The organism is Mucilaginibacter terrenus (assembly GCF_003432065.1).
GTDB classification, from domain to species: Bacteria; Bacteroidota; Bacteroidia; order Sphingobacteriales; family Sphingobacteriaceae; genus Mucilaginibacter; species Mucilaginibacter terrenus.
Genome location: NZ_QWDE01000001.1, coordinates 108,807 through 128,380 on the forward strand (window position 1 = coordinate 108,807; position 19,574 = coordinate 128,380).

The window sequence follows — 19,574 nt, forward strand, 5'->3', positions numbered from 1 at the left end:
ACATGAAAAAATATCAACTATATATAAGCAGTTTGTTCCTGACGGCTGTTTTAGCCGGAAGCTGCACCAAGCTGGACGAACATGTATACGACCGGGTGGATGCATCAGGTTTTTTAACCAGGCGAGACGATGTGATTAGAGATTTTCTTCGTCCATTCGAACATGGGTATTGGAGCATACAGGGCAATGACTACTACGCTGCAAATGAGGATTGTACCGATGAGTACGGAACGTACAATCGCCAGGGGGACTGGCAGGATGGCGGTTACTACCAGCGCATGCATTACCACACCTGGACCACAAACGACTTTTTTACCAGCGGTGTATGGACAAACCTTTACCAGGGTATTGTGCTTTCTACCAACTCCTTACAGGATATGGAAGGCATCCAGGATCCGGCTAAGCTGAGCGTAACACCAGAGGAACTGGCAGACTTTAAGTCGGAGTTGCGTACACTGAGGGCCTGGTTCTACCTAAGAGCATTTGATTTCTATCGCAATATTGAAATCGTAACCGATGTAAAAAATTCAACTCAAGGTAACCCACAGTCTACTCCGCAAGAAACATTCGCCTTTATTGAAAAGGAACTGACGGAAGCTATTCCGGGTTTACCTACGCGCGATCAGCTAGGCGCTAAAGGTATCGGCCGGTGGACAAAAGCAGGCGCGGCTGCATTGCTTGCCAGGCTTTATTTAAACGCTAAGGTTTATACCGGCGTAGAAAAGTTTACCGAATGTGAAGCAGTATGCAGGGACATTATTGGTGGTAAATATGGTAGCTACGCCCTTGATACACGATGGGATGCGCCCTTCGACTATACGAATACGTCCACCAGTTCAGAAGTGATCTATGGCTTTCCCGGAACCCTTGCGCGTACACACTGGCAGTATGATGGCGGCATGTTCTTTAATGCTATGACGTATGATGCCGCTCCGTTATATTGTGGTTTTACAGACTTTGGACAAGCTAATCCACGTTTTGCGCTTCAACCCGGACGTGATGTAGATAGCGTGGAGTACAGCTTCCAATTAGGAAAGCCATTTGTTAAATTCCAAAGGTATCCAGATGACCTGCGCCTGAAAAAGTATCGCAACCTGGGTGATAGCAAGCGCGAGGGCATGTTTCTTTACGGATATCTGCCTTTTAAACGTACAGTGAACGGCTCTGAACGTGCAGATACCGTAAGAGGCAATAAAGGCCCTTATCCGCTGTTTATCCGCGACCAGGTGGGGATGTTCCTGAATGCTAAGCCGGGTACAAAAATATCTGACAAAGAATCGAACATGAACCATGCTGATCACAATTCGGGTGTGTTCTTACTTAAATACCCGCTTTATCCTACGCCAGACCCTAATCGGATTACCTCCGCGTATGCTGAAGTACGTTTGTCTGAAATTTACTATACCCTGGCCGAGTGCCTTTACCGCAAAGGCGACAAATCAGGTGCGGCAGCACAACTAAATCAGGTAAGGCGCCGTAATTACCCGGATGGATCTCCAAGCTTATACAAGTTAGATGGCAGCCAATTGACAGATCAGGAAATGCTTGACGAGTGGGGCAGGGAGTTTATTGGCGAAAACAGGCGCAGAACTGACCTTATCCGCTGGGGCGTTTTTAGCACCGGAACATGGTGGGACAAACAGCCTGATGGCGATAAGCATACAGAAATATTCCCTATAGGTAAAGATATTCTCAATGTAAACCCGCAATTGAAACAAAACCCGGGTTATTGAGATTGGTTGAAGTTGGTTTATCGTACGGCGCTCCTGGTAAGGGCGCCGTTTTTTATATGCTGATAAACTTTTTGTGCAGTTGCTGATGTCGGGGAGGTATGTAAACGCGGGAGATTGTAATTTATAAGCAAGAAAATTATATAGATCAGTTCAATCAAAACATTTATAAAGTAACTGATGTAATATCAGTACCTCTCTCTAAACGCCTGTATATATTGCAGCGTTTCCCCTGTAGGCTAATATAAAACATTATGAAAAAGTTCAGCATTTTTTTAATTGTGATTGGTATAGCTCTAATCATTTTCGGAAACATTTTTTACAAACACCATTTAAATGCCGACGACAGTGGAGGCTCAGCAAATATCACAACAATAAACGGCAGTTGGTCAGTTAAGATCCCGGCATTTTTTGGCGGTGTAATGTTGCTCTTTGGATCAATCTTCTACTACGTAGATAGCGACGAAAAACGTCTTGCTAAATAATCTTAACAACTACTCACACCTTACATAAGAGTTTTCCGGGATTTGGCTTCTACCAAATTATCGGGAACCTCTGATGTGGATTATTTAAAGCCTGCTTTGTAAAAAATCAGGTTGTTTAAGTTTCTACTGACCAAATATCTTCTTTATTGAAGTTTAAAGCATTAACACCTCAGTCGTATGCTTTATTATCATTAAATTTTTACATGATGAGCCTTACCCCTCCAAGTTCAGAAACATGGTAGGGGAACTTGTTACCGGGCGAGCCGATGAACATAAAATTTTTGGGAATTTGCCATTCTTTTGAAAGCCTGTCAATCATCTCCGGGCCAAATTGGCCTTCTATTTCTACGAAGTCGATATCGATGTCCGGATAGGCTCTGTCCAGTACCTCAATGTCCTTTTTCAAGTTGTTATTGTTGCTTTCGGCGTTAGCAATGTGGACGATCTTTAATCGCTTGGTTGCTTCATTGTCCTCAACATACATCATCACCCGATTTAAAATAGCAACGTTGTCACCTCTGGTAAAAAATACCAGTTCCTGCGAACTGATTTTTACCAATGACCGATAGGGCCTGAGCGTTTTGTTTACCAAACGGCGAATGGGCTTGCCTAAATGTGCGGTGGCGTAAATAAGCCATCTTGTTACCCGCGCTCTGTTTAACATCAGTAAAATGAACAGCATGGCCGGTATTAGGTAATGAATAAAAACATAAAACGACGCCAGGTTCAGTCGCATATTACCCAAAAAGGCTGCTATTATAAAGCCGATAGCCACCACAACCGATAAGACAGGTGCTCTTTCCAACCTCGGTAATTTGTCTCGTTTAGCTTTCAATAGCAGGTTGCCTACGCCAAATAAAGCCATTACCAACAAGAACGAAAAAGTGTATACACCCGCTAAACTTGCAAGGTCGCCACGGGTTACCAGTAAAATAGAAACGCACAAAATAAAAAAGCCGATTACGATACGATAGTTAACGCCCCTTTTGGTTTGGGCAAGAAAAAAGTTTGGCAGTATACGGTCTAAGGTAATACGCTCGGCAAGCCCGGTTACGCCCACATAGGAGGTTAGTACAGCGCCACTTAATACCAGTACTGCATCCATCGATATAATGTAGCTCAGCCAGCCGCCACTCGCTTTAAGGCCCATATAAGAAAGTAGTGATTCCTGATGATTATTAATTGAAGCCATAGGCAATATTGCTAAAGCCAGTAGTGCAATAATGGGATTAAAGAAACTTACTACACGCCACATATTTCGCAGCGTTTTAGGAAATACACCAATCCTTTGTTCTTCCACAAAATTGGCTGAACTCTCAAAGCCCGATATGCCTAGCATTGCCGCTGAAAAACCTAAAAATAGAGCAGTAACAATGCCTCCTGATGTAACAGGTAAATGCCAGTTGGCAATAAAAATCGCAAGTCCATTATTGAAGAGAAACCAGCAGCAGGTAAGTACCAACAAGGTAAGAGAAGCGAGATGAGTGATAAATATAATTACAGCTACAATGGCCGATTCTCCAATGCCTATAATAGCCAGCATCATAAATATAGCCAAAACCATTATCGTTGCAGGGATCAAGGGAAGGCTGCCTGCAATATCATGAAAATAGAACATTGCCTCGTAAGCCGATATTACCGCCGTAGCCATATACGAAAGAATAGTGAGGCACGCGGCGAAAGAAGCTGTACGTTTTGATGCCGTATTTAGCAGTACATTGTAAGCACCTCCGTTAAGTGGTAAAGCGCCAACTACTTCACCGTAAATTTTCCTGAACAGATACAATACAACTGCAACAACCAGCAAAGATATCCAGGCAAACTGGCCTGCATAGGCAATTGTTAGTGCCGAAACATACAGGCAGGAAGAGCTTATATCGTTACCGCATATAGCAGTGGCTTGCAGTTCGTTAAGCTTGTGCAGCGTCGGATTTTTGTTCATAATACCTAGACTATTGAGCTACGAGTTTTAAACGTGGTGATTGATATCGCTTTTGCAACCATAACTGTAATTTCTGAACATCTGCACCGCGTAATGGTTTGGTAAACCGGATCAAAGCAACGCGCTGTGTGTCAATTATGTTGGTGTCTGGCCTTCTTATAGCCAGTTTACTTACGCCAAATGCAGTAACCGTTGGGTAGAGTATTTTCAATTCCGTAAGCACTGTGCTATCCTTGTTTAAAGGTTTAGCTGCCAACCTTATCGTATCGGGTTTGTTTTGGCTGTTAAAAACATCCTCCAGTATACTAGCTTTAATCTGGGAGAAATCTATTTCTTGTTTGGCGTTAAGTCCCTGCCGGATATTCAATTGTACATTACGTAAGCGGTAACCGTTCATCCGGTGTTTTAACGAGTCAATTACGGGTTTATCGAGAACGGATCCAATTAGCAAAAGATCTATAGTTTTCTTTCCATCCGAGTAAGTATAGGTTTTTGAAACTACTTGTGTGCTATTGAAGTGAAATTCCTGTTCTACAAATTTCCGGGCGTTATTTTCAAAGATGCTCTTGTTTACAATGCGATAAGCCATATAGATGCTTGGTATAATGGTTAGCACTACAATAATGATCACATACCGGGTAACTTTCTTTTGAACTGCCGGATCGTCAAAATGCGTGCGCTGCAGTTGGAGGTAACGTGACATGAGGTAAGTGGCAATAGCAATGAATACGCTATTGATGAAGTATAGATAAATGGCTCCAAGCACATATAGCCAATTACCCGTGGCAATGCCAAACCCTGCAGTGCACAGTGGCGGCATTAGTGCTGTTGCTATGGCTACGCCAGGCACCACGTTGTTTTTTTCTTTACGGGATGCTGCTACCATACCCGCCAAACCACCAAAAAATGCAATGAAGACATCCCATATTGACGGAGAAGTGCGGGCGAGCAGTTCGGATTGTGCTTCATGTAAAGGGGTGATAGAGAAATATAAAGTTGAAGTAATAACGCTTACCAGTGTGGCAACCAGGAGGTTTTTGCCTCCTTTTTTAACCATTGAAAGATCATTAATGCCAATGCCTAATCCAATTCCCATTACCGGGCCCATTATAGGTGAAATAAGCATTGCACCAATAATCACAGCTGTCGAATTAACATTTAAACCAATAGATGCAATGAAAATAGCAAATATAAGTGCCCAAAGGTTGGTACCACGAAAATCGATATTCTTCCGTATGGCAGTAACAATCTCTAATTCGTCGGCCTTATCTTCCTGTAAATTAAAGCGGTTTGTTATAGCGTGGCGTATCTGTTGTAGTAATTCATTCATTAGCAAATATTTTTTAGCAAATCCGGTTTCATATGTCAGCCTCTTGCATTCGCAAAATGGTTCGATCTGCCCCTGGAATTTAGCAACAGCAATTAAACTCACCATAATACTTTCGTAAGATAACATAAGAGTCGCCAAATACTATGCAACTTAGAAGCCTTAAGTCATAATAGTAGTCGGGTTATCGTCAGTTTATAACTATATCAAGATAAAGTCATCGATGATAACCAAGTCAACAGCCTATTAGAGCTATTTGTTCCTTAAATGATATTCTTTTCTTACTCAGGGGCGGTTTGTTGACCTAACGTAATGAAGATGGACCTTTTCCCCGGAGTAGTTCAGGATGTATACTTTCGTACTTTGATGCAAGGTAAATGGTGGATCATTAGCTAGACCTAGTTAGTTGAACAGTTAAGAAAGGTGGTCGGCAAACAAATCTGAAAAAATAACGAAAGAGGGGCAAGGTTAGCTGTGTTAAAATAGAAAGATTACTTGACAATTGTGGTTATTTTTCCATGCTTTGCAACAAAACTTTTGCAGAAAACAAAAGCATTTTTGTTGATGTTTGTACTTTACTTAAATGAAAAAAACACACCATAGCCAAATAGTAGATTTTACTGTTCTTACGGTAATGGTGTTTTATTTTCTTGTGGCTACCACACACATTTTTTTCCTTTCCCATAAGCGAGATCAGTTGCAAAATAAGCAGGTCACCGGTAACTCCATTTTCAAACGAAGAATGGAGATAACTTCCGGAAGCGCTTCTCAACCGACACAAATCAAAAGGCCAGATAAATCAACCTTCGAGGAGAAAAATAATGTAAGTGATATAATTATTATGGCTGCTCGTTTTTTCGTTTTGCTGCTATTTATCTCATTGACGAGTCCGCTAAATTCTCGGTTCAGCCTTTTAAAAAAGGATATAACTACTCTGCCTCGTCATACTTTTCTCTCTCTTCAAATCATCCGGATCTGAAACTGGTTTAATTCCCTGTTTTAGCTGATTTAAATTCCTGCACATCTGTGACAGGTTTACTCATATATCCGAATTTTATGCAAAATTTTAAAACACCTGTGCTGGTGTTGCTCTGTCTCTGCCTTGCCCTAAAAGGCTTTGGCCAGCAATATCTGCAGCCGATTAAGCTAGTCGAACTGCTTAACCGGGTTAATTCAAGCGCACCCACGCTATTGGCAGATTCTGCCGCCATTGGAATAAAACAATCGCAAGCTGCCGAAACTCGCAATAATTGGCTTCCTAATTTAAAACTTAACTACCAGGCCGATATCGGCACTAACAATAATACGGCCGGACCTTACTTTGGCTTTGGCATTGTGCCAAGTAACTCGCGCGGCGTTAGGACCGAAAGCAATACCAATGCGGTATTGACGAACTTAGGAATTGCTGCGCTCGATTGGGAGATATACAACTTTGGGGCTTACAACGCTCAAAATAAGGTGGCCGAATCAGATGTCTCCGTCGAACAAAGCCAGTTTCAGCAATCAAAATACCGCTTGCAGGCCTATACAATAGGTAACTATCTGCAACTACTCCGCTTGCAGGACTATTTGAACATACAAGCGCGCAATATTGAACGGAATCAACAAATTCGCCGTTCTATACAGTCCCTTGCAAAAAGTGGAATAAGGCCGGGCGTAGACACTAGTATCGCTGAAGCGGAATTATCAAAGGCAAGGTTAACTTATCTCGAACTGAATAACCAGCTCAAACAAACTCAATTGCAGTTAGCTGCACTTAGCGGACTATCATATCAAGCTATGGTGCCGGACACCTTGATTGAAACACGCCTTATTTTGCAAGAAAACATTCCTGACATCCTTGTTGCAGATACCGCTAATCACCCGATCATTAATTATTATCAGTCAGTTGTACAAAATAGCCGAGAAAGAGAAAGCTTGGTAAAAAAACAATACAATCCTAAGATTTTGTTAGAAGCTGCAGCCTGGGGACGTGGTGCTAGTATTGATGGCAATGATCGATACAACAGCTTATCTAACGGTTGGGGCTTTGATCGTAGCAATTACCTGGTAGGTGTTGGAATATCTTATAATCTTTTCGATATGCGCCGGAAACAACTGAAGTTGCGCACGCAGAAATCTGCTACTGACTACGCGTTACGCAGGTTGGACGAACAAAAAAATCTGCTGACTTTAAGCGTTAATCAGGCTGATGTAGAATTAAACACCGCAAAACAGCGCCTTACTGAGATACCCAATCAGTTGAAAGCTGCTAATGCAGGCTATCGTCAGAAGCTGTCCCTTTATAAAAGCGGCTTAACGGATATTATAGAATTAAACGCGGCCCTTAATATACTGTACCGGGCTGAAACTGATTACGCGCAAGCCCGCTTCGCGTACATAAGTGCTCTATTTCAAAAGGCGGTTACCGCAAATAACCTGAGTTCTGTTTTAAACCTTTTAAATTAAACTAATATGTCAATGGTTACAACAGCACTAAAACGGCCAATCACCGTAGTAGTTATTACCTTAAGTTTGATGATTTTTGCCGTGCTTAGTGCGCTCAATATTCCTATAGATATCTTTCCGCAGCTTAACCTTCCTACTATTTATGTTATCGAATCTTACGGCGGTATGTCTCCCCAGCAAATGGAGGGTTTTTTTAGCACCCGTTTACAAGATCAATTTCTTTACGTAAATGGCATCAAAAATATCACCACAAAAAATATTCAAGGGCTTACCATGCTTAAGATTAGCTTTTACGAAAGCACTAACATGGCCGAAGCCCAGGCGCAGGTGGCTTTACAGGTAAACCGCGCCATGAAGTTTTTTCCGCCGGGTGCGTTGCCACCGCAGGTCATCCGTTATGATGCGTCGTCTCTCCCGGTCGGACAATTGGTATTGTCCGCTCCTGGCCGTAGCTTAAAAGAAATTTATGATATGGCCGCCACCCGCATCCGGCCTATGTTTGCCTCGGTTCCGGGTTTGTCAGCACCACCACCGTTTGGTGCAAATTCCCGCTCTATCACCGTAAGTGTTGACCCGGCTAAGATGCGCAGTTATGAACTGACACCCGATGAGGTTGTGCAAGCGTTAGCAAAATTTAATGCTATGTCACCTTCGGGTAACTTAAGGATTGACAATACCATGTTTACCACCACCATTAATTCGCTAGTAAAAAAGTCTGAAGAGTTTGGTGACATTCCAATTAAAACAAAAAACGGTGTTTCTGTACTTGTAAAAGATGTTGCCCGTGTAGCCGACGCATCCGACATTACAGTAGATTACGCGCTCATCAATGGCAAACGATCTGTTTACATTCCTATCGTTAAAACTGCCGATGCGTCTACTTGGTCGGTAGTACAAGGGCTCAAAAGTAAGCTTCCCGAAATGCAAAGTTTGTTGCCCGATGACATTAAGGTATCGTATGAGTTTGACCAATCTATTTTTGTGATCAATGCTGTTAAAAGCTTAATGACCGAAGGTGGACTGGGTGCCTTGCTAACCGGTTTGATGGTATTGTTATTTCTACGCGATTGGCGAAGTAGCTTAATTGTCGTTGTTACTATTCCTGTTTCTATCTTACTAGGTGTAATGTTATTAGGAGCTTTTGGACAAACTATTAATATCATGACTTTGAGCGGCCTTGCGTTGGCAATTGGCATCCTTGTTGATCAGGCGACTGTAACGATAGAAAACATTCACCAGCACTTGGAAATGGGAAAGTCGAAACGCTTGGCTATCTATGATGCCTGCGAAGAGATTTCGTTCCCGCTTTTGTTAATCTTGCTTTGCATCCTGGCTGTGTTTGCCCCCTCTTTCCTAATGACTGGGGTACCCAAAGCAATGTTCCTTCCTTTATCAATGTCCATTGGTTTAACCATGATCGTATCCTACATATTGGCGCAAACACTTGTGCCCATCATGAGCAACTGGCTGATCAAAGCCGAGCAATATCAGCATTATCATCATGGAGAACTGCATGCTCACGCTGGCGAAGCGTTGGATTGGCAAGAAGAAGATCAGATAAACGATCATTTGAAGAATGAGCAGGAAGATCCGGGGAAAAACGATTTTTTCGAACGAGTAAAGTTGCGTTTCATGGACATTATCACGCGGTGGATGCCTAGTAAGAAATGGATAGTACCGGTATATTTAGTAGTAGTTGTTTTGCTGGCGGGTATTGGTTTCGCGGTTATCGGAAAAGACATGATGCCAAAGCTGAACAACGGTCAATTTCTAATCCGTATTAAAGCCCCGGATGGAACACGCCTGGAACGTACAGAAGACAAATTCAAACAGGTGCTAAACATCATTGATAAAACAGTTGATCATCATGTAGAAATTAGCTCGGGTTATGTAGGTATAATTCCAAGTAGTTACGGCAGCAGTAATCTCTACATTTTTAATACAGGCACTCATGAGGCTGTATTACAAGTAAAGCTTGATGAAAGCTATAAGGTGAACATGGACGAGCTAAAAGATGCATTGCGTAAAAACATAGGTGAGAAAATGCCTGACCTGCGTATAACCTTCGAGCCGATTGATATGACTGAAAAGATCATGAGTCAGGGTGCTGCCACACCAATCGAAATCCGGGTAGCAGGTAAGGACATGGAACAGATTGAGGCATATGCCAATAAAACGGTAGTCAAATTAAAGCAGATATCATACCTCAGAGACGTGCAGATTGTACAGCCATTGAAAATACCTGTAATTGCAATTACGCTTGACCGCCAAAAAGTTTCGCAATTTGGCCTGAACGTTACAGACATTGCCCGCTCAGTAACTGCAAGCACATCGTCCAGTCGCTTCACTGAAAAGAACCAATGGCTGGATGAAGACAAACAATATACCTACCAGGTACAAGTGCAAATTCCGGAGTATACGATGAATACTATGGACGAACTAAAGGAAATACCCTTGCTGAAGGGACAAAGCACCCCGACATTAGCCGACGTAGCAAATTTTAAAATGACCTACGCACCTGGTGAATATGACCGTGCAGGTCCGCGGCGTTTTCTTACTGTAAGCGCTAACATCAACAAAATGGATTTGGGAACCGCAACTGCCGACGTGCAACAAGCGCTCGAATCAATAGGTAAGCCGCCAAAAGGCTTACTACCCGAGCTAAAAGGCATGACCAGCTTACTTACCGAAACAATGAGCAGTTTACAAAGCGGTTTAGGTTTCGCAGTATTAGTGATCTTTTTATTGCTGGCTGCTAATTACCAGTCCTTTAAACTTTCCTTTACGGTACTTTCCACAGTACCAGCAGTAATCCTGGGATCGCTAACGGCACTTTTACTTACCGGCTCTACGCTTAATTTGCAATCTTACATGGGGATGATCATGTCTACGGGTGTATCGGTAGCAAACGCTATCCTTATAGTCACCAACGGAGAAAAACTGAGGATAGAGTTTAAAGATGCTACTCGCGCGTCAATTACCAGCGCCGCTATCCGCTTGCGACCCATCCTGATGACAAGTTTGGCTATGATGGCAGGAATGATCCCTATGGCCTCTGGCTTAGGCGAAGCTGGCGAACAAACCGCACCTTTAGGCCGTGCCGTGATCGGCGGCCTACTGGCGTCAACTTTAGCTGCTTTATTCATCTTGCCATTGGTATTTGCCTGGGTACAGGATAAAACTTCTTATGAATCACCATCATTAATGCCTAAAGAAAACATGGCTATCGAAACTTCAACATTGTAAGAACATGAAAACCAAATTAATCATCATAACGTTTGCACCACTACTTTTCGCAGCCTGCTCAGGTAATCAAAAGCCGGTAGATCTAACCGAACAGAAAATCACAAGTAACAAAAAGTATGAGATCGGAACTATAACCCAAAAGGCACTATCCAGCTATGCGCGATTACCAGGCCAGTTGAATCCGTTTAATGAGGTGAATTTATTTCCAAAGGTTAACGGTTTCGTCAAAACGGTGTTGGTTGATCGTGGTACGCAGGTACGCAAAGGTCAGCTACTGTTAACGCTGGAAGCACCGGAGATGCAATCACAATTGCAGGCTGCTAACTCCCGCTATTTACAGGCACAGGAAACGGCTAATGCCAGTAAGGAAAAGTATAGCAGGTTAAAGCAAGCCGCTGCTGAACCCGGTTCTGTTTCTCCTTTGGAACTTGATAATGCGTTATCGCGTATGAAATCGGATTTGGCTATTGCTAATTCTGAAAAAGCTAATATGGGATCGGTGGAAACTATGCAAGGCTATTTGCAAATATATGCTCCTTTTAACGGCACAATCGTGCAACGCAATGTTTCCCCCGGTGCGCTGGTCGCGCCAGGTAAGGCAACTGACCAACCCATGCTGGTATTACAGGACACCCGAAAACTACGGCTTGAAGTGGCAATTCCAGAAGATTATGTAGACAAGTTAGACTTAAGACGGTTGGTTACTTTTACTTTTAACGCTATGCCAGGTATTGCACATACTGCTAAGATCAGTCGTACGGCTAATGCACTAGGAAATATGCATTCAGAAGCCATTGAGATTGATGTTGTAAATAATGATGGTCAGCTAAAGCCAGGCATGTATGCTGAAGTAAAAATACCCCTGCGTTCAGGAGCTCAGTCACTATTGGTTCCTAATTCCGCCATCGTTCGATCTACGGAAAGAAAATATGTGATTGTCGCCAAAAACGGCCACGCAGTTTTAACAGACATAAAGGAGGGTCTCGCCGGGAAGGATTCTACGGAAGTATTTGGCAATTTAAAAGCCGCTGACCAAATTGTTTTGAACGCAGGTGATGATTTGAAAAACGGTGACAATCTAAAGTAGAAAGGCGATTAATAGGCGAGTTTTCAACCTTCGCAATTACGCTTCACAACATTCACGAAGCCTGATCAACTAGGTGGCAGAGGCTTGCGGCTTGCTGTTATGCCTGCTGATCCGCCAGCGGCTGCTGAGCGGAAAAGGCCGAGGTAGTGCTGCAAAGCTGCTGTATTCCGGCTTTGCAGCACTCGAGAGGGCGGTGATCAGATCAGAGATGGAGTTTGTGCCCGCCTGAACCGGGCCTGAGCTGCTATGTATACTACATAGCTTCAATTTCTCTACATTTTAGATGGGTCCTAAAATAAAAATGCCTTAAATGATGCATTTAAGGCGTTTTTTTTGTTTAAGATATAATCTGCGGAGAGTTAGGGAACAGAATTAAGCAATCAAATCGCTATTAATCAACGCTTTATGTACTTTAAAATTAATCTAGGTCACCGAATAGGTCACCTGAAAATGGTTCAATTATCGCTAATGCTTATTGGGTAAATTTCGCGAAAAATTATCAGAGATCAAACTTTTTTGTCTTGACAATTGAGACGCAATAGATTTATATATGTATGCAAAATGTTTTTTAAGTACTCATTTAGCATCTTCGGCGAATAGTTTAATTTGAAAATCAGGATTTCCTATATTTTCTAAATAATTCAATAATAATTCTTTTGCAGTTTTAATGACTTATTTTTTTCATTGTTAATGTTATTCTTGCTACAAAAGTGGCGTGCTCAATTAACCTTTGCTTTGATTTATGATAAGAAATAAGTTGATTATGTCAAGGTTTTTGAAGTAAAAAGGCTCATATATTTCTGCATGTACCCTAATGTAGACTGCCGGAGTTTGCAGGGGCAAGTGATAAGGCTCTATTTTTATAAAAGTTCTAAAAGCAGTAAGGGTGTTACGGCTTTTGATATACTCTTCTTTGTAGCCGGGATTATTATAATCCCGAATGATCAGCGCCAAAAATCAAAATTTAATAACTAGCTATAATCAAATGAAAAAAAGATCTACTAAACTTTATCTGTCACTTGTAACATTAATGGCTTGTCTTGCGCTATCATGTTCTAAGGAATCCGACAAGAATTACAACTACAAAAATGCCCCTACTTCTGTGGAATTACCCATTGCTGCGCACGCCGGCCCTGCAATGTTTGATAACGGAGGGTTTAAATATGCAGTATCCAAAAGTATAAGCTCTACTCCGCAGCCTTTAGCTACTACTGTTCTCTTGTCGGGCACAAAACCCCTTAACAAAGATGTTACTGTTACTTTAAGCATAGATGCAGCAGCGTTAACCTCATTGAACGCTGAGCATCGCAAGCTTTACGTAGCTGATAGTTTAGCTGCAGTAAAAGATGGTAACGATTTGCCAAACTCATCAGACTTCAAATATGAGCTGTACGAGAGTCTGCCTGCTGATGCTTATAGTGCACCAACCTCAACGGTGGTGATACCAGCCAGGCAAACCACAGCAGACTATATTGTTAATATAAACACATCCAAACTTACACTTGGTGTTAAGTACATGCTACCTATATCCATTACCGATGCTCAAGGGCAGCAGATAAACTATTACAAATCAGTGTACTACATAGTGGGGATAAAAAGTGCTTATGAGGGCGAAGCAAAAGCAACCGGAACGATAGAGTTTCCGGATCCATCTATAAACCGCTCTTGGACAAACCGGGACAAAACATTAACAACTGTAAATGGCAATATTATACGTGTTGAAGCAGCTGATTTGGGAGGTAGCAACTATTACATGTGGTTGATTGTTAATCCTGATAACTCCGTTACTGTAATTTCTGCGCCGGGTTCGGCAAATCCGTCCATACAAACAAACGGAAGTTGCACGTATGACCCTGCAACTAAAACTTTTGATCTTCACTACAAGTATGTAGGAGGTACTGGCGACAGAATTATAACGGAAAAGATATTGCTAAATTAAATTTAAATTTTGCAAAAAGCCGCTTCATAATGATGAAGCGGCTTTTTGCATTTATGTGATTTGATCTTCGCAATCCCACAAAATGTCTAAGTGACGGCTAATGCAACAAAAAGTATCTAATGTTAAAAAAATATTAATATTTTAGTGAAAACATTGCCATTCCTGATGAAGTCTGATGTGAAGCTTACTGATAGCGAGTTACTTGATCTGTTTGCAAACGGCAATGATAATGCTTTTGCAGATATATATAACAGGTACTGGAAAAGGCTTGTTGCACTAGCTTATAGCTATACAAAGGAGAAGTTTGCTGCAGAAGAGATAGTACAGGAGGTTTTTGTTAGCTTGTGGAATAGAAGAGGGCATGTGAAAATAGAAACGCTTAATTCTTATTTGGCAACCTCAATTAAGTTTGCCGTATTTAAAGGCATATACACTAAAAGCCGGCACGAGAAATTGCTTGAGAAAATGCCCGGTTCCCCGTCGGCAGATCTTCCGGAAGATTTATTACACGCAAAATTTTTGGAGGAGTATGTTAACGGCCTTGTGGAGCAACTACCAGAAAAGTGCCGTTTGGTTTATCAATACAGTCGCCAGAAAGGATTGTCGCCTCAGGAAATTGCAGATGAGATGAACATTGCTAAAAAAACAGTTGAAGCTCATTTGACAAAAGCACTCAAGGTCCTTCGTCTTAATCTTAAAGAGATGATGATCCTGATCATTTTGCTAAACCAGCACTAAGGCAATACCTCATATTGCCTAATCCATAAAGTAGCTTTATTATTAAAAATAAATGTCTCGCCACTAAGGGTAGGCGCGGGCTTATGGTACTTCATATTAATTGCCGTTAGAATGGAAGAGTCGAGAAAAGAGTATTTAGTAAAAGGATATATTGAGGGAACTGCCACGACTTCAGAAAGGGAAGAGCTATTATCTTGGTATAGGGCAGAAGGCAATGAAGCGCGCTTATCTCCATATCAAAGCGAATCCGAGGAGAATGAAGCAAAAAAAAGAATTTTTAATAATATACAGCAGCAAGTAAAAGCCACAGGGCCAAGTAAGTCACTTACCTTGTCCAGGTTAGCTATAGCTGCATCAGTAATAGTAATTGTTTGTCTTGCCATATTTTGGAGTACCAATAAGGGAAATTCTGCTGTTGAGTTGGCTACCGTTACTACTAAAGCCGGCGAAAGAAAGATTATTGAATTAACGGATGGCTCAAAAATTTGGCTGAGCGCAAAAAGCTCTCTTATTTACCCGGTGGCTTTCAACGGACGTACTAGAGAAGTAACGTTTACTGGTGAAGCTTTCTTCGATATAGCTAAAGATAAAAAACATCCTTTTATTGTTCATACAGCTAACACCAGCACTAGAGTACTCGGAACAAGCTTTAACATTAGATCTTTTACAGAGCACGAGGATGTAGTCATTGCGTTATTCACCGGCAAGGTTTCCTTTGCCGGCGACAAAAAAGATGTGACTTTATTGCCGAACAATCAAATTGTTTATAACAAAAAGACAAACCTTACTAAGGTACTGCCCATACCTGATGTTAGCGCCATCTTAGGCCGGCATAATGGATATTATGAGTACAAAAATGTACCCGCTAAGGAGGTAGTGGAAGATATCACCAGATTGTATAATCTCCAGGTAAAAGTGCAAGGTGGAGTAAAAGATTGTACGTTTTTTGGCCGGATAAAACCAGGTGAAAGTCCTGAAAAATTCCTGAAGAAAATGGCATTCGTGGTTAATGCCAAAATGACTCAAAAAGATAGTGTATGGACGATCAAAGGAGGAGGGTGCAATTTGAAATAACGATATACTCTCATCAAAAGATCAGTAGTCGCCCCGTGCGAGGGGGCGCTTACTGTATCAAAAAAACATCCAACAAACAGCTATACCTCCATGGCGTGCAACCCAGGGTACTTGCTAATTTTTAACGTTTTATTGAGTGAATATATGAAAAATAATGTATCCCGCTATATGGGACGCAAGTACATGCTTTTTATGAAGATAAGCACCATTGTTCTGATCATTTTATGTAGTTCAGGTATTCTTGTAGCCGCAACTGACGCTAACGGACAGGATGTACTCAAGAAGCATGTTACCGTTGAATTTAAAAATATCCTGTTAAGTGAAGCCCTCGAAAATATTTCTGCTGCTTCCGGTGTAAAGTTTACCTATAACGGATCGGTGGCTAATAGCAATGCCCGCGTGTCTGTTAAGGTAGTTGACAAGGAGCTTGGCACAGTGTTAATTTATGCTCTTGATAAAACACCTTTTACATTTTCGGTACTTGAAGACGAGATATTGATTAAATATCAGCAGAAAGCTCCGGTTATAAGTAAGCCAAAACAGCTACAGCGCATTGTAACAGGTAAAGTTGTAGACGAAAAGGGAGAAGCTTTGCCGGGCGTAACTGTACGTGTGAAGGGCACCACAAGGGGCGGCATTACCGATGTTGCGGGAAAATATCAAGTTCAGGTAAACGACGAAACAGAGGTTTTGGTTTTTGGGTTTATTGGGTACATAACCCAGGAAATAGCAGTTAACGATCAAAAAGTAATTGATGTTAAACTTGTGCCGCAGCCGCAAAATGAGTTAAAGGAGGTGGCAGTTGTTGCTTACGGAACTCAGCGGAAAGTTAGTTTGGTAGGTGCGCAATCTACCGTTGATGTAGACGAATTGAAACAACCCGTTGCCAATCTTTCTACTTTACTAGCAGGAAGGTTGTCTGGTATAGTTGGTGTACAACGTTCCGGTGAGCCTGGTTCCAACAGCGCAAACATATGGATACGCGGTATTTCAACCTTTACTAACAATAGTACAGGACCTTTGGTACTGGTAGATGGTGTTACGCGTTCGATAGACAATCTCGATCCGCAGGACATTCAATCTTTTACCATCTTAAAGGATGCGTCAGCTACTGCTGTTTACGGCGTAAGGGGCGCTAACGGTGTTATCTTGGTGCAAACCAAGCGTGGGAAATCAGGTAAACCAAAAATTGATGCTGATTATTATGAGGGTTTATCTTCATTTACCCGCAGGCCCGAAATGGCGGATGGCATAACTTACATGAACGCCGTTAATGAGGCAAACACCACACGCGGCGGGGTGCCGAAGTACTCACAGCAATACATCAGAAACACACAAAATAATGTCGATCCATTATTGTACCCCAACATCGACTGGTTGGCTGCTGTATTTAAAAACACAAGCCGTAACAGGCGTGCCAACGTCAACATTAACGGCGGTGCACCCAATGCAAAATATTATGTTTCGGCAAGTTATTACAATGAAGGCGGTCTATTAAAGACGGACAAACTATCCACCTTCGATTCCAATATCGACTACACACGTTACAACTTTACCAGCAACGTTGATTTAGATGTTACTAAAAGCACCAAAGTTGCTTTAGGTGTACAGGGTTATGTAGGGAAAGGGAACTATCCTTCTGTTTCTTCAGGCGATATTTTTGGTCAGGCCATGATTGTTTCCCCGGTTGTGTTTCCGATAGAATACCCAGGTGGTTTTGTCCCTGGGGTAAATCCAAATGGTGATCAGCGCAACCCGTATGCTGATCTGACAAGGAGGGGTTACAGAACCAATTTTCAAAATCAATTATATTCAAATATCAGGATCACTCAGGATTTAAACTCCATTGTGAAAGGCCTTACGTTCACCACACTTTTTGCATTCGACGCAAACAATGTCAACGGTGTTTTACGTCAAAAAAGAGAGGACACCTGGTATCCTGATCAAAACACTCCTTATAATCTGGATGGTACCCTCAACCTTGTGAGAACCTATACTGGAGACGGTAACTACCTTAACTTTAAAGCAACGAGCAGCGGGAGAAATAAAGTTTATTCAGAGAGCTCCTTTAATTATGACCGCACTTTTGGTAAGCACCGTATAGGCGGGCTCGTGTTATTCAACCAGGAAGACGAATCGAGGTTTCCGGCTGACGAGTTCACTACCTCGATACCATACCGCTTAAGAAGTTTAGCAACAAGGGCGACGTATTCATATGCAGATCGTTATTTTGCCGAATTCAACATGGGTTACAATGGTTCGGAAAACTTTGCTCCGGATAAACGATACGGTTATTTCCCGGCATTTGGTTTAGGCTGGCTGGTTTCCGAGGAGAAGTTTTTTGAGTCTATTAAAAAAACCATTTCTTTCCTGAAATTCCGCTACAGCAATGGTATTGTTGGTAGTGCGGACATCGGCCTCGGTCGCAGGTTCGGTTATTTGACGTTGTTGTCTGATGATCCAGATATTGTAGACGGATTCACCTATGGCTTAAATAACACCAATTCTATAGGCGGTATAAACATTACTGATTACGGAGTAGATGTTAGCTGGTCTAGATCACACAAGCAAGATCTGGGTATAGACATAAGGGCCTTTAATGATTCCTTCTCTCTAACATTCGACCTTTTTAAAGAGCACCGTACAGGTATATTCCTGCAAAGGGCAGCCGTACCAAACTATGTTGGTTTAACATCATCTCCATACGCCAACCTGGGCATTGTAGACAATAAAGGCTTTGATGCCACCGTAGAGCAGCGGCTTAATATAGGTGCTACCGTAGTGAACCTACGCGGGAACGTTACTTACAATAGAGATAAAGTTGTTGAGAACGATCAGCCTTCACCAAAGTATCCGTGGAATGATCAGAGAGGGCATAACGTACTAGCGGACTTTGGATATATAGCTGAGGGATTGTTTACCAGCCAGGAGGAGATAGACGCCAGCGCGGTACCGGGTTCCAAACAAAGCATTCGCCCGGGCGACATCAAGTATCGTGACCTGAATGGCGACGGCATTATTAATGCTTACGACCGTACAGAGATTAGCAGAGGAGACGTACCATCTTTAATCTATGGCATTGGTTTCAACGTTGCTTACAAAGGTTTTAACCTTGGTGCATTTTTCCAGGGCACAGGCCATGCTTCCAGATACATCTCTGGTAACGCAATACAACCTTTCGCTACTAACGGTGGCATCAGCAATGCTTATTCTAATATTACCGATAGATGGACTGAAGAAAATCCCAGACAAGATGTGTTTTACCCGCGTTTGGCTTACGGGGATGGCGACAACACCAACAATACTCAGCACAGCTCATGGTGGGTGAAGGATGTACAGTTCATCCGTTTAAAAACGCTTGATATAGGGTACATGCTTCCAAAGTCAACGTTCCAAAAAATTGGGATGAGCAGTGCGCGCATTTACGTTATGGGTTACAATGTTTTCACCATTAGTAAATTTAAGCTTTGGGACCCAGAGTTGAACACAGGCAATGGAACCGCGTACCCCAACGTGAAAACAATCTCTTTCGGTATAAGCGCTCAGTTTAATTAACGG

13 protein-coding genes are annotated in these 19,574 nt (G+C 42.1%); 11 read left to right on the plus strand and 2 right to left on the minus strand.

Annotated elements, in window-relative coordinates; all coding sequences use genetic code 11:
- Positions 1-2: 2 nt before the first annotated feature.
- Positions 3-1,733, plus strand: a complete 1,731-nt coding sequence (locus DYU05_RS00470) for a RagB/SusD family nutrient uptake outer membrane protein (protein ID WP_117381036.1) — start codon at positions 3-5, stop codon at positions 1,731-1,733.
- Positions 1,734-1,984: 251 nt separating this feature from the next.
- Positions 1,985-2,215: a hypothetical protein gene (locus tag DYU05_RS00475; RefSeq protein WP_117381037.1), complete on the plus strand. Its 231-nt coding sequence runs from the start codon at positions 1,985-1,987 to the stop codon at positions 2,213-2,215.
- 199 nt (positions 2,216-2,414) lie between these two features.
- Here DYU05_RS00475 and DYU05_RS00480 read toward each other — a convergent pair whose 3' ends face one another.
- Together DYU05_RS00480 and DYU05_RS00485 are read right to left on the minus strand one after the other, a co-directional pair.
- The gene (locus DYU05_RS00480; RefSeq protein WP_117381038.1) at positions 2,415-4,157 is read right to left on the minus strand and encodes an APC family permease; all 1,743 of its coding nucleotides are present in this window, start codon (positions 4,155-4,157) and stop codon (positions 2,415-2,417) included.
- A gap of 10 nt (positions 4,158-4,167) precedes the next feature.
- Positions 4,168-5,487: a DUF389 domain-containing protein gene (locus DYU05_RS00485; RefSeq protein WP_117382894.1), complete on the minus strand. Its 1,320-nt coding sequence runs from the start codon at positions 5,485-5,487 to the stop codon at positions 4,168-4,170.
- A gap of 580 nt (positions 5,488-6,067) precedes the next feature.
- Here DYU05_RS00485 and DYU05_RS20955 point away from each other — a divergent pair.
- From DYU05_RS20955 to DYU05_RS00530, 9 genes are all read left to right on the plus strand, one after another.
- A complete protein-coding gene (locus DYU05_RS20955) occupies positions 6,068-6,463 on the plus strand; it encodes a hypothetical protein (RefSeq protein ID WP_117381039.1) in 396 nt (131 codons plus the stop codon).
- A gap of 77 nt (positions 6,464-6,540) precedes the next feature.
- Positions 6,541-7,932, plus strand: coding sequence for a TolC family protein (locus tag DYU05_RS00495; protein WP_117381040.1), 1,392 nt, complete (start codon positions 6,541-6,543; stop codon positions 7,930-7,932).
- 6 nt (positions 7,933-7,938) lie between these two features.
- Positions 7,939-11,178 (plus strand): efflux RND transporter permease subunit, encoded by a 3,240-nt coding sequence (locus tag DYU05_RS00500; RefSeq protein WP_117381041.1) that lies wholly within the window; start codon positions 7,939-7,941, stop codon positions 11,176-11,178.
- A gap of 4 nt (positions 11,179-11,182) precedes the next feature.
- A complete protein-coding gene (locus DYU05_RS00505) occupies positions 11,183-12,265 on the plus strand; it encodes an efflux RND transporter periplasmic adaptor subunit (RefSeq protein ID WP_117381042.1) in 1,083 nt (360 codons plus the stop codon).
- A gap of 73 nt (positions 12,266-12,338) precedes the next feature.
- Positions 12,339-12,494 (plus strand): hypothetical protein, encoded by a 156-nt coding sequence (locus DYU05_RS20960; RefSeq protein WP_165851963.1) that lies wholly within the window; start codon positions 12,339-12,341, stop codon positions 12,492-12,494.
- Positions 12,495-13,250: 756 nt separating this feature from the next.
- Positions 13,251-14,204, plus strand: coding sequence for a BT_3987 domain-containing protein (locus tag DYU05_RS00515; RefSeq protein WP_165851964.1), 954 nt, complete (start codon positions 13,251-13,253; stop codon positions 14,202-14,204).
- A 144-nt stretch (positions 14,205-14,348) separates the two neighbouring features.
- A complete protein-coding gene (locus DYU05_RS00520) occupies positions 14,349-14,942 on the plus strand; it encodes an RNA polymerase sigma-70 factor (protein ID WP_133300138.1) in 594 nt (197 codons plus the stop codon).
- Positions 14,943-15,053: 111 nt separating this feature from the next.
- Positions 15,054-16,016, plus strand: coding sequence for a FecR family protein (locus DYU05_RS00525; protein ID WP_117381045.1), 963 nt, complete (start codon positions 15,054-15,056; stop codon positions 16,014-16,016).
- A gap of 144 nt (positions 16,017-16,160) precedes the next feature.
- Complete coding sequence (locus tag DYU05_RS00530) at positions 16,161-19,571, plus strand: SusC/RagA family TonB-linked outer membrane protein (protein WP_117381046.1); 3,411 nt, start codon at positions 16,161-16,163, stop codon at positions 19,569-19,571.
- Positions 19,572-19,574 lie beyond the last annotated feature (3 nt).